This is a genomic window from Hydrogenophaga palleronii NBRC 102513, from assembly GCF_001571225.1.
Lineage (GTDB): Bacteria > Pseudomonadota > Gammaproteobacteria > Burkholderiales > Burkholderiaceae_C > Hydrogenophaga > Hydrogenophaga palleronii.
In genome coordinates this window covers 322334-335378 of the sequence record NZ_BCTJ01000001.1, presented here as the reverse complement: position 1 = coordinate 335378, position 13045 = coordinate 322334, and the positions used below count along the sequence as shown (strand labels likewise).

12 protein-coding genes are annotated in these 13045 nt (G+C 66.9%); 5 read left to right on the top strand and 7 right to left on the bottom strand.

The window, feature by feature from the left end; translation table 11 throughout:
- The first annotated feature begins 22 nt into the window (after window positions 1-22).
- Window positions 23-1003 (top strand): LD-carboxypeptidase, encoded by a 981-nt coding sequence (locus tag HPA01S_RS01525; protein WP_066265730.1) that lies wholly within the window; start codon window positions 23-25, stop codon window positions 1001-1003.
- A 41-nt stretch (window positions 1004-1044) separates the two neighbouring features.
- Here the strand turns inward: HPA01S_RS01525 and HPA01S_RS01520 are convergent, their stop codons facing one another.
- Window positions 1045-1275, bottom strand: a complete 231-nt coding sequence (locus tag HPA01S_RS01520; protein ID WP_066265728.1) for a hypothetical protein — start codon at window positions 1273-1275, stop codon at window positions 1045-1047.
- A gap of 458 nt (window positions 1276-1733) precedes the next feature.
- On the opposite strand from HPA01S_RS01520, the gene HPA01S_RS01515 reads away from it, so the two are divergent.
- Together HPA01S_RS01515 and HPA01S_RS01510 are read left to right on the top strand one after the other, a co-directional pair.
- Window positions 1734-2678, top strand: coding sequence for an adenylate/guanylate cyclase domain-containing protein (locus HPA01S_RS01515; protein WP_066265725.1), 945 nt, complete (start codon window positions 1734-1736; stop codon window positions 2676-2678).
- A 71-nt stretch (window positions 2679-2749) separates the two neighbouring features.
- Window positions 2750-5269: a penicillin acylase family protein gene (locus HPA01S_RS01510; RefSeq protein ID WP_066265724.1), complete on the top strand. Its 2520-nt coding sequence runs from the start codon at window positions 2750-2752 to the stop codon at window positions 5267-5269.
- Window positions 5270-5314: 45 nt separating this feature from the next.
- On the opposite strand, the gene HPA01S_RS01505 is transcribed toward HPA01S_RS01510, so the two are convergent.
- From HPA01S_RS01505 to HPA01S_RS01480, 6 genes are all read right to left on the bottom strand, one after another.
- A complete protein-coding gene (locus tag HPA01S_RS01505; RefSeq protein WP_066265721.1) occupies window positions 5315-6115 on the bottom strand; it encodes an ABC transporter ATP-binding protein in 801 nt (266 codons plus the stop codon).
- A 22-nt stretch (window positions 6116-6137) separates the two neighbouring features.
- Window positions 6138-7277 carry a succinylglutamate desuccinylase/aspartoacylase family protein gene (locus tag HPA01S_RS01500; protein WP_066265719.1) on the bottom strand — a complete coding sequence of 380 codons (1140 nt, stop codon included), beginning with the start codon at window positions 7275-7277 and terminating at the stop codon, window positions 6138-6140.
- Between the two features lie 31 nt (window positions 7278-7308).
- On the bottom strand, window positions 7309-8025 hold the full coding sequence (locus HPA01S_RS01495) for an ABC transporter permease (RefSeq protein ID WP_066265717.1): 717 nt from the start codon (window positions 8023-8025) through the stop codon (window positions 7309-7311).
- Window positions 8026-8034: 9 nt separating this feature from the next.
- Window positions 8035-8721, bottom strand: a complete 687-nt coding sequence (locus HPA01S_RS01490) for an ABC transporter permease (protein ID WP_084360378.1) — start codon at window positions 8719-8721, stop codon at window positions 8035-8037.
- 11 nt (window positions 8722-8732) lie between these two features.
- Window positions 8733-9575, bottom strand: a complete 843-nt coding sequence (aotJ, locus tag HPA01S_RS01485; RefSeq protein WP_084360377.1) for an L-arginine-binding protein AotJ — start codon at window positions 9573-9575, stop codon at window positions 8733-8735.
- Between the two features lie 306 nt (window positions 9576-9881).
- Window positions 9882-11306, bottom strand: a complete 1425-nt coding sequence (locus HPA01S_RS01480; protein WP_066265715.1) for a short-chain fatty acyl-CoA regulator family protein — start codon at window positions 11304-11306, stop codon at window positions 9882-9884.
- Window positions 11307-11433: 127 nt separating this feature from the next.
- On the opposite strand from HPA01S_RS01480, the gene HPA01S_RS01475 reads away from it, so the two are divergent.
- Together HPA01S_RS01475 and prpC are read left to right on the top strand one after the other, a co-directional pair.
- The gene (locus HPA01S_RS01475; RefSeq protein WP_066265713.1) at window positions 11434-11889 is read left to right on the top strand and encodes an acyl-CoA thioesterase; all 456 of its coding nucleotides are present in this window, start codon (window positions 11434-11436) and stop codon (window positions 11887-11889) included.
- Entirely contained in the window at window positions 11886-13040 is a 1155-nt protein-coding gene (gene prpC / locus HPA01S_RS01470) for a bifunctional 2-methylcitrate synthase/citrate synthase (protein ID WP_066265711.1), read from the top strand. Before HPA01S_RS01475 ends, prpC begins: the two co-directional genes overlap by 4 nt.
- Window positions 13041-13045: the final 5 nt, after the last annotated feature.

The window sequence follows — 13045 nt, the reverse complement described above, 5'->3', positions numbered from 1 at the left end:
TTTTGCCTGCAAGCACACCACCATGAGCAACGCTCACCACTGCAGCCACGGCTGCAGCCACAACCACGACCACAGCCATATCTACATCTATTCGCCCTCGAGTGCGGTGCGCGACAAGGCTGCGTTCAAACGCGGCGTGGCGCGGCTCAAGGCGCTGGGCCATGAGGTGGAGATCGACGAGAGCGCGCTGAGCAGCCACCAGCGTTTTGCTGGCGACGACGCCACACGCGTGGCCGCCATCGGCCGTGCCGCCGCCAGTGGTGCCGACGTGGCGCTGATCTCACGCGGTGGTTACGGCCTCACGCGCATCCTGGGGCAACTGCCGTTCAAGCCGCTGGCCAAGGCGATCGAACGCGGCACGCGCTTCGTCGGCCTGAGCGACTTCACTGCGCTGCAGATGGCGCTGATGGCCAAGACCGGCGCCAGCACCTGGGCCGGCCCCGCACTCGGCGCCGACTTCGGTGCCGAGGCGCCCGACGAGATCATGGAAGCCTGCTTCGACGACCTGCTGGTTGGCCACGGCGAAGGCACGGGCTGGCGTCTGCCAGTGTCGGACCTCGCGAGCATGAAGCGCAAGTCGGCAGACCAGGAGCCGGTGTTCAAGCTGAAAGATGCCACGCTGTGGGGCGGCAACCTGAACGTGATCTGCTCCCTGGTGGGCACGCCCTACCTGCCCACCGTCAAGGGCGGCATCCTGTTCCTGGAAGACACCAACGAGCACCCGTACCGCATCGAGCGCCAGCTCGCGCAACTGATCAACGCCGGCATCATCGGCCAGCAGAAGGCAGTGTTGCTGGGCTCGTTCAACAACTTCAAGCTGGTGCCCGGTTACGACCGCGGCTTCAAGCTGCAAAGCGTGGTGGACTGGTTGCGCACGCAGAGCAAGACGCCGGTGTTCACCGGCCTGCCGTTCGGCCACGTGGCGACCAAGGTGTTGCTGCCCGTGGGGCGCAAGGTGGATCTGATGGTGGAAGGGCGTGACGCCCTGATCTACTGGGGCTGAGGCCCCGAGGTAGCGCCGAGGATGGCTGGCGCCGCCGGCGGTCAGCGGCGTGCGCGGCCTGCGTCCACCAGACTCTTGGGCACCAGGCCGTGGAACACCGGCGAGAGCGCCTGCACACGGTTGACCGCAAAGGCTTCGCCGTGCAACTGGCTCAGCACCGCCACCATTTCGGCGCGCGCAAACCAGAGTGCGTGGGCGTCGTGCATGTACTTGAGCTTGCGCGTGAGCTGGGGATTGGCCTTGGCGCCGTCCTCTCCCAGGGCTTCCAACATGGCTTCGCGTACCGGCGCCAGGGCGGCCGGCGAGTCTTTGCGCGTCTCGGGACTGAGTAGTGCAGAAATGCTGTTGCGTAAACCAGGTTTGAACCAACGCATGGAAGTGGCCTCAACGACGTTGTATTAATTGGCTACAGAATACGTCGCATGTTGTGAAATGTGAATGTCAAATCTACCAGTCAGTCAAAAAACAACAAAGAAATCATATGTTTACTGACGATTTTTGAGCTGATTTCTTCGACTTGTAATGCCTATTCATTCATTGCCTGATCGCTGTCCAATCTCATGGTGTCGCCCGGGTGCGGCGCAGCCGGCCTCTCGACGTTTTTCAAGGGTTTTTGAGCCGCTTTGAGTTGCCTGTCTGGCCCTTGTCGCACGCGGCAACCCGGGCGGGGCGCGTGCTCCGTTATTTGTAAGACCGTGTGTTGTAATCCAGCGGATATTTACTCTCTCCTATGGCCGAACTGACTATTGCTTTTGTGGATTTGACCGGTAGCGTCTCGGTGTTCGAAACACTGGGTAACGACCGTGCCACCAAGGCGGTGACCAAGCTGACCCAGTGGATCGGCTCCATGGGCGCAGAGAATGGCGGCACCGTCGTCAAGATGCTGGGCGACGGCGTGTTGATGTCCTTCGCCAACAACCGCAACGCGGTGGACGCGATGGTGCTGATCCAGCAGGAGCACGCCAAACGGGTCATGCAGTGGCCCGACCGCCTCAAACTCATGATGCAGATTGGCATGGCGCGTGGTCAGGTCGTGGTGGTCGACGGGGACTGTTTCGGCGATGCGGTCAACGTCGCCTCGCGCCTGAGTGATCTCGCCGGCTCCGAGCAGATCATGGCCACCGACACGGTGATCCGCAAACTCGGCCCGCGCCACAGCGTGCGCAGCCGCAGCCTGGGGCCGATGCGCATCAAGGGGCGGGTCGAACCCTGCGAGGTGTTCCGCATCGAATGGCAGCCGGAGATGCTGTCCGAGTTCCTCACGCTGCCGGCCGACCTGCACGCGCTGAGCCCGGTGCGCGAGTCGGTGTACGGCGGCTTCGAGCTGTCCTGGCTCGACAACACACAACCCTTCAGCCTGACCGACCTGCCGATGAAGATCGGCCGTGTGCCCGAAGCCGATTTCGTGGTGAGCGACCCGCGCGTGTCGCGCATGCACGCCAGCATCGACATCCGCTCGGGCAACTACGTGCTGGAAGACATCAGCAGCTACGGCACCTGGGTGCGTTTTTCCGGCGGTGACAACGTGATCGCGCTGCGCCGCCAGGAGTGCCTGCTGCACAGCGATGGCGAGATCGCCATGGGTGCGCCGTTCAGCGATTTCAGCGCGCCCATGGTCAGCTTCCGGCTGGTCGATGGCCAGGTGCTGATCGCACCCGGCGGCATTCAGAAGTAGGGGCCGAGGCGGCCGTGGCCGGCAACGGGCCACCGATGACGACAACAACAAGACTTACCGGAGACATCTTCGTGCGCTGGATCAAAAGACTCTTTGTTCTGCTGTCGTTGCTGGTGGTCACGGCCGCGGCACTGGCGGCCTTCTACGCCTTCCGCAGCCTGCCGAAAATGGACGGCAGCCTCAACGTGGCGGGGCTGTCGGCACCGGTGAAGGTGCACCGCGACGTCAGCGATGTCACGCACATCCTTGCCAGCAAACCGCGCGACGCCTGGATGGCCATGGGCTATGTGCACGCGCAGGAGCGCGGCTGGCAACTTGAATTCAACCGGCGCGTGATGCGCGGCACCTTGTCCGAGGTGCTGGGCCCGGCCACGCTGGAAACCGACAAGCTCATGCGCACGCTCGGCCTGCGCGACGCCGCGCGCCGCCAGCTCGAAGGCCTGCCGGCCGAAGCGCGTGACGCGGTGCAAGCCTATGCCGATGGCGTGAACGCGTTTTTTGCCGATTCCGAACAGGCCCTCACACCGGAGTTCCTGCTGCTGCGCATCGACCCGCGCGAAGACGCCAGGGCAGGGCGTTACTGGGATGCAGCCGACAGCGTGGCCTGGTCGCTCATGATGGCGCTCGACCTCGGCGGCAACTGGGGCAACGAATTCGCGCGGCTGTCGGCGCTGGAGGTGCTGGACACGCCGGCCCTGTGGCAGCTGTTCCCGCCGTACCCCGGCGAAACACCGGCGGCCAGCGCCGACCTCGCCAAACTTTACCTTGAGCTCGGCATCTACCGGGCCAAAACCAAGACCACGACCACGACCTCCAGCAACCCGCAGGCGGCCGGCAACCCGGTGGCATCGCTGCGCCAGCAAATCGGCGCGGATCTGCAGCGCTGGGCCGACGAGCTCGGCAACATCGAAGGCAAGGGCTCCAACAACTGGGTGGTGAACGGGGCGCGCAGCGTCACCGGCATGCCGCTGCTGGCCAACGACCCGCACCTGGGCCTGAGCGCGCCCGCCATCTGGTACTTCGCGCGGCTGCAGGCGCCCGATGCCGATGGCGTCAAGGGCATGGACGTGATCGGCGCCACCCTGCCGGGCACACCCTTCGTGGTGCTCGGCCGCACCGATCAGGTGGCCTGGGGTTTCACCAACACCGGCCCCGATGTGCAGGACCTGTACCTGGAGCAGATCAACCCGGCCAACCCGGCGCAGTACCGCGTGCCGTCGCAAGGCAGCGAACCGGCCTGGGCCAACTTCGGCCTGCGCATGGAGACCATCCGCGTGAAAGGCGAGCCCGACGTGAGCCACATGGTGCGCAGCACGCGCCACGGCCCCGTGCTCAGCGACGCGCAGGCGCGCCACGGCGAGGTGCTCGACACGCGCCGCTTCGTGCTCTCGCTGCGCTGGAGCGCGCTCGACAGCGACAGCCGCAACGTGGTGGCCTCGTTGAACTCGAACCGCGCGCAATCGGTGGCCGAGCTGACCGAGGCGTTCCGCGATTTCCATGCGCCGATGCAGAGCGTGCTGATGGCCGACCGCAGCGGGCGCATCGCCTTCAAGACCGCCGGCCGCGTGCCGGTGCGCGCCGCCGACAACGACATCCGCGGCGTGGCACCGGCCCCCGGCTGGGACACGCGTTACGACTGGCAGGGCTGGTTGCCCTACGAGGAAACCCCGCAGGACGATGGCGCGCGCGGCTGGATCGCCACCGCCAACCAGCGCATCCACGCGGCGGATTACCCCCACTTCCTCACGCAGGACTGGGCCGCGCCCTACCGTTACGAACGCATCGAAGCCATGCTGGACGCCACGCCACAGCACTCGATGGACTCGTTCCAGCTGATGCACGCCGATCAACAATCGGCCGCCACCCTGAAGCTGTTGCCTTTCTTGCAACAGGCCCGGTCGGACCATCCGCTGGCCGCCGCCGCCCAGGCCACGCTGCGCGACTTCAAGGGCGCGATGCGCGCCGACGCCGTGGCGCCTTTGATCTACACCGCCTGGGTCGATGTCTTCACGCGCCAGGTGGTGGGCGGCCGGCTCGGCAAGGAGCGCTTCGAGTCCATGTACGGCAAGCGCCTGTTCCGCAACGCGGTGGAAGACATCCTGGCGCGTGACGACAAGGCCTGGTGTGGTGAGGCCGGCTGCGCCAGCGCCAGCAGCGCGGCGTTCACCACCGCGCTCACGCAACTGCAGGCGGTGCATGGGGACGACCTGGCCGCCTGGCGCTGGGGCGACGCGCACCCCGCAATCTCCATCCACCGCCCCTTGAGCAGCGTGAAGCCGCTGACCAGCCTGTTCGAGGTGCGTGCGGCCACCGGCGGAGACCCGTTCACCGTCAACGTCGGCCAGTACCACCTGGACAAGGCCGACGCACCGTACGCCAACCGCCACGCGGCCAGCCTGCGCGCGGTCTACGACCTGGCCAACCTGGACAACTCGCGCTTCATCTACCAGACCGGGCAGAGCGGCAACGTGTTCTCCAGCCGCTACCGCGACATGAGCAAGACCTGGGTGGATGTGCGTTACCGCGTGCTGACCATGAAACCCGCGCAGTGGCGTTCGACGCTGGAGCTGCGCCCGCCCGCCCGCCCCTGAGTCGGGCCGCGGCCGGCCACTGCGGTGGCGGGCCGACTGCTTGATTTACTTGAGATTGCCCGAGAGGAACTGCGACAGGCGTTCGCTCTTGGGCCGCGCCAGCACCTCGGCCGGCACGCCTTGTTCTTCGATGCAGCCCTGGTGCAGGAAGATCAGGTGCGACGACACCTCGCGCGCAAAGCCCATCTCGTGCGTCACCACCAGCATGGTGCGGCCTTCTTCGGCCAGCAGCTTTATCACGCGCAGCACCTCGCCCACCAGTTCGGGGTCGAGCGCGCTGGTGGGTTCGTCGAACAGCATCACATCGGGCTCGACCGCCAGCGCACGCGCAATCGCCACGCGCTGTTGTTGGCCGCCGCTCATGTGCGAGGGGTAGCGGTCTTCCACGCCGCGCAGGCCCACACGTTCCAGGTAACGCCGCGCGGTCTCTACCGCCTGGTCTTTCGGGATGCCGAGCACGTGCACCGGCGCCTCGATGATGTTCTGCAGCACCGTCATGTGGGCCCAGAGGTTGAAGTGCTGGAACACCATGGCCAGCTTGGTGCGCAGGCGTTGCAACTGGGCGGCGTTCACCGCGCGCAGCTCGCCTTGGCGGTCGGGCTTGAGCTGCAGCTCTTCGCCGCCGAGCACGATGCGCCCGCTGTTCGGGTTCTCCAGCAGGTTGATGCAGCGCAGCAGCGTGCTCTTGCCGGAGCCGGAGCTGCCGATCAGGCTGATCACGTCGCCGGCGTTGGCCTGCAGCGAGACGCCCTTGAGCACCTCGTTGTTGCCGAAGCGTTTGTGGATGTCCTGCACCTCCAGCAGCGGGCGGCCGGTGGGGCGGGTGGTGGTGGGTTCTGCGGTCATGTGTGGTGCCGGTGAAGGGGTGTCAGGCGCCCAGCAGGTCGCCGGTGCGAAACGGCATGGCGCCGGCGATCTTGCCGATTTCGCCGCCGGTGACGACGTAACGCTCGCGCACGGTGGCGTAGAGCACGCCGGCCACTTCGGCGCGCACCTCGTGCACACGGGCGTGGCCGGCGGCGGTGGGGTCGATCACCTCGGCCACCACGTCGCCCACGGCCACGCGGTCGCCAGGGCGCGCCAGGAACACCAGCACGCCAGGCGCGCCGGTGTGCAGGGTCTGCGAGCCCGACAGCGGCGTCGGCTCGCAGGCCATGGGCGGCAGGCTGGGTGGGGTGGTGCAGGCGAGCGCGCCCACGTGTTCGAGGAACTGCACGATGGCCCGGGCATCGTCGCCTGCATGCGCGTGGCCCACGTCGGCCTCGCCGCGCAGCTCCACGGTGGTGCTGGCGCAGCCCTGTGGCAGCGGGGCCTGGCTGCCGGCGGCGCGCAACGCGGCGGCCAGTTGCCACCACAGGCCCGAGAGGCGTTCGTCAAACGGCCCGCCACCCGATTCGTGCGCCAGCAGCACGGCCTGGCAACCCAGCAGCCGGGCCAGCGGTTCAAACGGTGCCCAGCAGCTGTCTTCGCTGTAGAGGTGCAGCACGGCTTCCATGTCGCAGTGCAGGTCGAGCACCAGGTCGGCGTCGTGCGACAGCAGCAGCAGCTGGCGGCGCAGGCTTTCCAGCTCGCTCGCCGGTTGCCACTGGCGCAGCCAGCGCCCGACCAGTTCACGCACCGTGGCCACGTTGGCTGCAGCGTCGGCGCCCAGCCGGGGCAGGGCTTCGTCGCGCACCGCGGCGGCCAGATCGGGGTAGTGGCGGTTGAAGTTCTGCGCCGTGTCGAACTCGAAGCGGCCGGCGGCCTTGTGGTTCACGCGCTGGGCCAGGCCGATCGGGTTGGCCGCGGGCACCAGCACCACCTCGCCACGCAGCCGGCCGGCCTGTTCGGCGGCCTGCAGCTGCTCACGCAGGTGGTGCGCCACCAGCATGCCCGGCAGTTCCTCTGCGTGCAGGCTGGCCTGAATGTAGACCTTGGGCCGCGCGCCCGGTGTGCCGTAGTGAAAACCGACCAGGGTCTTCTGGCTCCCCAGGCTCGGGCTCAACAAGGGGTATTCGGTGCGTGGCATGGCGGTGCGGGCGCGTCTTGGGCAAAGGGCATCAGTGCCCGCTGCGTGGCGCCAGATGGGCCAGGAAACGGCGCTCGGCCAGCTTGAACAGGCCGACCAGGCTGAAGGTGATGGTGAGGTAGATGCCGGCGGCGAACAGGTAGGCCTCGAACGGCAGGTAGTAGTCGGAGTAGATGCGGCTGGCGGCCGAGGTCACGTCCAGCATGGCCGGCACGGTGCTCGCGAGGCTGGTGGCGTGCAGCATCATCACCACCTCGTTGCTGTAGGCCGGCAGGGTGCGGCGCATGGCGCTGGGCAGCACGATGCGGCGCATTGCCATGCCGCGGCTCATGCCCATGGCCTGGGCGGCTTCGATTTCGCCCGCCGCGGTCTCGCGGATCGCACCGGCCAGCATTTCCGCGGTGTAGCCGGCGGTGTTCAGGCTGAAGGCGAGCAAGGCGCAGAAGAATGGTTCCTTGAAATGCGTCCAGGGCCAGACGTCGTTCCAGCGCGCCTGGATCCAGTCGAGCTGGGCCAGGCCGTAGTAGATGAGGTAGAGCTGGATCAGCAGCGGCGTGCCGCGGATCACATAGGTGTAGGCGCCGACGATCCAGCGCAGCGGTGCGATGGAGCTGGTGAGCGCGAGCGCAAACACCAGCGCCAGCACCGCGCCGATGCCGAGCGAGGACAGCAGCAGCCAGGCGGTGGTGACCAGCCCCTCGCCGTACAGGGCGAGGTTGTTGGGCTGGAAGATGATGTCCCATTTCATGGCGGTGCTTCAGGTGCGGGCGCGTTTCACGCCCATGCTGTAGCGCCTTTCCAGCCAGCGCAGCGCCCACAGGGAAACGCTGGTGTAGATCAGGAACAGGGCCGCCGCAAACAGGAAGAAGGTGAAGGGCTCACGCGTGGCCGCGCTGGCCTGTTTGGCCAGGTAGGTCATGTCTTTCAGGCCGATGAGGCTCACCAGCGCGGTGGCCTTGATCAGCACCAGCCAGTTGTTGGTGAAGCCGGGCAGGGCGTAGCGCACCATCTGTGGCGCGGTGATGCGCAGGAAGGTGCGCAGCGGACCCATGCCGAAGGCCCAGGCGGCTTCCATCTGACCCTTGGGGATCGACAGGATGGCGCCACGGAAGGTCTCGGTCATGTACGCGCCGTAGATGAAGCCGATGGTCAGCGTGCCGGCAATGAAGGGGTTGATGTCCACCGAGGACTTGCTGCCCATGGACGCCAGCAGGTGGTTCAGGCCGATGGCGCCGCCGTAGAAGATCAGCAGCATCAGCACCAGTTCGGGAACGCCACGCACCAGCGTGGTGTAGGCCGTGGCCAGAGCCACCGGCACGCGGCGTCCCGAGAGCTTGGCCGCTGCGCCGAGCAGGCCCAGCAGCACGGCCACGACCAGCGCTGCCAGGGACACGCCCACCGTGAGGAGGGCGCCCTGCAGGATGGACTGGAAGTAACCGGACAAAACGCTCAGGCTCAGTCGCCGTACACGTCGAAGTCGAAGTACTTCTTGCTCACCGTGTCATAGACGCCGTTGGAGCGGATGGTCTTGATGGCGGCGTTGAGCTCGTCCTTCAGCGCCGTTTCGTCCTTGCGCAGGGCCACGCCCACGCCGGTGCCGAAGTACTTGGGATCGTTCAGCACCGGGCCGACGAAGCCGTAGTCGGCACCTTCGGGCTTGCGCAGGAAACCACCGTTGACCTCGACCTGATCGGCCACCGTGCCGTCCAGGCGGCCGGACTTGATGTCCAGGTAGACCTGATCCTGGGCTTCGTAAGGCACCACGGTCACGCCCGACGACTTGAGCTCACCCACGGCGTACTTCTCTTGCGTGCTGCCCTTGAGCACGCCGAGCTTCTTGCCCTTGAGCGAGGCGGCGTCGGTGAACGGCGTGCCGGTCTTGACGACGATGCGGCTGGGCGTGAAGTAATACTTGTCCGTGAAGTCCACCACCTGCAGGCGCTCGGGCGTGATGGTCATCGAGCTGACGATGGTGTCGTACTTCTTGGCTTGCAGGCCGGGGATCATGCTGTCCCAGACCTGTTCGACGTAGACGCACTTGCGCTTGATTTCGGCGCACAGCGCTTCGGCGATGTCGACGTCGAAGCCGGTGGGCTTGCCGTCGGCGGTCTTGTAGGTGAAGGGTTCGTAGGTCGGGTCGATGGCGACCTTGAGTTCGGGCAGTTCGGCGGGCGCCGCTGCCGGTGCTGCAGCCGCCGGTGCGGCTTCGGGCGCAGCAGGGGCGGGCGTTTCGGTCTTGCCGCAGGCGACCAGGGTGACGGCGCCAATCAGGCTGAGGGAGAGCAGAAGGGTTTTCATGACGGTCTTTCGTTGGTGTTCCGTGACAGGGGAACGGTCGGTCGTGTTGGCATTGTAGGGCTCGGTTTTCGGGCTGCCTGTGGGCTGGCCCCGGTGTTTCCCCTAGTGCTTTAGCAACAACCGGGCCGCCACACGAACCGCCACACAAACCGTCTTGCAAGCCGAACGATTGTGACGCCAGTTGCCCTGCTGCGCGCTCGCGCTACAGCGCAGCCTGCCAATTAAAAAGTACTCATCAAGAGGCTGGGCGGCCGGCCTGTCGCGGCCGCGACCGGGCGCTGCTGCACGCGGCCTGATCGAATGGCTTCAGCCGCCCAGTTGCACCGCGTAGGGGTTGGGCGAGCGCCGGTTCTCGTCGATGTCGATCTGCCGTCCGATGAAGGGAAAGGCGCGCTGCGGGCATTCCTCGCGCTCGCAGACCTTGCAGCCCATGCCGATGGGCGTGGGCACATCGGGGTCTTTCAAATCCAGGCCCTTGGAGTAGATCAGGCGCTCGGCATGCTGGCTGTCGCAGCCCAGGCCGATGGCAAAGGTCTTGCCCAGCGCGCCGTGGGCCAGGGGCGCACTCGACACGGTGCGCGCCACCCACAGGTAGGCGCGGCCGTCGGGCATGCGGGCGAGCTGCGTGAGCACGCGCCCGGGCTGGGCAAAGGCCTCGTACACGTTCCACAGCGGGCAGGTGCCGCCCACCTTGGAGAAGTGGAAATGCGTGGCCGACTGGCGCTTGGAGATGTTGCCGGCGCGGTCAACCCGGATGAAGAAAAAAGGCACGCCGCGCGCCGACGGCCGCTGCAGCGTGCTCAGGCGGTGGCACACGGTCTCGAAGCCGACACCGAACTGGCGTGCCAGCCGGTCGATGTCGTAACGCTGGGCTTCGGCCGCTTCCAGGAAACGCGTGTACGGCAGCACCAGGGCGCCGGCGAAGTAGTTGGCCAGGCCGATGCGCGCCAGCGCGCGCGCCGGCTCGCCCGACAGGTCGTTGCTCTGCGACAGCTGGTGCAGCACGTCCTGCATCTCCAGGAAGGCCAGCTGCGTCGCCATCTGGAAAGCGGCCTGGCCGGCCTCCAGGCTGGACGAGAGTTGCAGCACGCGCTGCTGCGGGTCGTAGCGGCGCTGCACGTTGCCGGTGTGGTCGGGCACCACCTGCAGCACGCGCACGCCGTGCCGCTCCTGCAGGCGGCGCGCAATGCCGTCGGTGGCCGGCCCGCTGCCCAGGCACTCGGCGGCCAGCTGCTCGGCCGCGCTGTCGAGTTCGGCAATGTGGTTGTGGCGCGCGGTGAAAAAATCGCGCACCTGCTCGTAGGGCATGGTCTGCACGCCGGGCAGGCCGCCGCGGTCGTCACCGAGCCGGCCGGCCAGCGCTTCCAGCCGCTCCAGCGCTTCGCGGTGCCGCGTGTGCATGCGGATCAGGGTGCGCGCCACCGCCGGCATGCCCGAGGCCAGCTCCTTGATCTCGGCCAGCGAGACGGTGTCCGGCGCGGCGTTCTGGCTCAGGGCCTCGCGCAGCTCCGAGATCAGGCGCGCCTCTTCGTCTTCGGAGAACAGCTGCACGTCCAGCCCGAAGACGCGGTTGATCTTGAGCAGCACCGACACCGTCAGCGGGCGCTGGTTCTGCTCCAGCTGGTTGAGGTAACTCGGCGACAGGCCGAGCGCCAGCGCCAGCGCGTTCTGGTTCATCCCGCGTTCTTCGCGCAAGCGCCGCAGACGCACGCCCATGAAGGTCTTTTTCATGCGCCGCACTGTACTCCTCTGATCTTTCAACTCTTCGCAAGATTCGCAAATTTACGGATTCCGCTTCGCTTTCATTCGCCAATTCAGCCCTTCCGCTGCCCCGTTGTGCTGCGTACATTGCGAAGCCATGACCACCGCCACCCCCGAACCCCGCGTGTCCGTGCCAGCGCACAACGCCGCCGCCAGCCACCGTGCCGCGGCCGGCGAGGCGCAGATGGTGGAGGTGGTGTTCCCCGAACAGGCCAACCACTACGGCACCTTGTTCGCCGGCAATGCGCTGAACCTGCTGTCCAAGGCGGCCTTCCTCTCGGCCAGCCGGCATGTGCGCGGCAACGTGGTGATGGCGGCCTGTCACGAGGTGCGTTTCCTGAGCCCGGTGCGGGTCGGGGAAGCGCTGCAGATCAGTGCCCAGGTCACGCGCAGCGGCCGCAGTTCCATGACCGTGCAGGTCGAGGGCCGGGCCGAGGTACTGGCCAGCAGCGAGCTGCGCCCCGCGCTCGAAGGCCGTTTCGAAATGGTCGCGGTGGACGCCCACGGGCGGCCGCGACGCCACACCCCTTTTACCCAGGAAGAGACCCCATGACCGACCTCAGCACCCCCGGCTTCAAGCCCAAGAAATCCGTTGCACTCTCCGGCGTCACCGCCGGCAACACCGCGCTCTGCACCGTGGGCCGCACCGGCAACGACCTGCATTACCGGGGTTACGACATCCTGGACATCGCCGAGGTCTGCGAGTTCGAGGAAGTGGCGCACTTGCTGGTGCACGGCAAGCTGCCCACGCGCGCCGAACTGACGGCCTACAAGGCCAAGCTCAAGGCCTTGCGCGGCGTGCCGGCCAGCGTGAAGCTGGCGCTGGAGCAGATCCCCGCCAACGCCCACCCGATGGACGTGATGCGCACCGGCGTCTCCGCGCTGGGCTGCACGCTGCCGGAGAAGGACGACCACAACGTGCCCGGCGCGCGCGACATCGCCGACCGCCTGATGGCCTCGCTCGGCTCCATGCTGCTGTACTGGTACCACTGGTCCACACAGGGCAAACGCATCGAGCTGGAAACCGACGACGACTCCATCGGCGCCCATTTCCTGCACCTGCTGCACGGCAGCAAGCCGAGCGCGGAGTGGGAGCGCGCCATGCACACCTCGCTCAACCTCTACGCCGAACACGAGTTCAACGCCTCGACCTTCACCGCGCGCGTCATCGCCGGCACCGGCAGCGACATGCATTCGGCGATTGCCGGTGCCATCGGCGCACTGCGCGGCCCCAAACACGGCGGCGCCAACGAGGTCGCGTTCGAGATCCAGAAGCGCTACGACAACCCCGACCAGGCCGAGGCCGACATCCGCCGCCGCGTCGAGGCCAAGGAAGTGGTGATCGGCTTCGGCCACCCGGTCTACACCGTGAGCGACCCGCGCAACGTGGTCATCAAGGGTGTGGCGAAACGCTTGTCCGGGCAGGCCGGTTCGACCAAGATGTACGACATCGCCGAACGGCTGGAGTCGGTGATGTGGGAGGTGAAGAAGATGTTCCCCAACCTCGACTGGTTCAGCGCCGTGAGCTACCACATGATGGGCGTGCCCACCGCCATGTTCACGCCGCTGTTCGTGATCGCCCGCACCAGCGGCTGGGCCGCGCACATCATCGAGCAGCGCATCGACAACAAGATCATCCGGCCGAGCGCGAACTACACCGGCCCGGAAGACCTAGCCTTCCTGCCGATCCAGGAACGCGTCTGAACCCG

Excerpts from the sequence above, each read along its gene's own strand:
- HPA01S_RS01500 (WP_066265719.1), bottom strand. The coding sequence starts at position 7,277 with ATGCCACGCACCGAATACCCCTTGTTGAGCCCGAGCCTGGGGAGCCAG.
- HPA01S_RS01495 (WP_066265717.1), bottom strand. The coding sequence starts at position 8,025 with ATGAAATGGGACATCATCTTCCAGCCCAACAACCTCGCCCTGTACGGC.
- HPA01S_RS01475 (WP_066265713.1), top strand. The coding sequence starts at position 11,434 with ATGACCACCGCCACCCCCGAACCCCGCGTGTCCGTGCCAGCGCACAAC.
- HPA01S_RS01515 (WP_066265725.1), top strand. The coding sequence starts at position 1,734 with ATGGCCGAACTGACTATTGCTTTTGTGGATTTGACCGGTAGCGTCTCG.
- HPA01S_RS01480 (WP_066265715.1), bottom strand. The coding sequence starts at position 11,306 with ATGAAAAAGACCTTCATGGGCGTGCGTCTGCGGCGCTTGCGCGAAGAA.
- HPA01S_RS01525 (WP_066265730.1), top strand. The coding sequence starts at position 23 with ATGAGCAACGCTCACCACTGCAGCCACGGCTGCAGCCACAACCACGAC.
- HPA01S_RS01520 (WP_066265728.1), bottom strand. The coding sequence starts at position 1,275 with ATGTTGGAAGCCCTGGGAGAGGACGGCGCCAAGGCCAATCCCCAGCTC.
- prpC (WP_066265711.1), top strand. The coding sequence starts at position 11,886 with ATGACCGACCTCAGCACCCCCGGCTTCAAGCCCAAGAAATCCGTTGCA.
- HPA01S_RS01505 (WP_066265721.1), bottom strand. The coding sequence starts at position 6,115 with ATGACCGCAGAACCCACCACCACCCGCCCCACCGGCCGCCCGCTGCTG.
- aotJ (WP_084360377.1), bottom strand. The coding sequence starts at position 9,575 with ATGAAAACCCTTCTGCTCTCCCTCAGCCTGATTGGCGCCGTCACCCTG.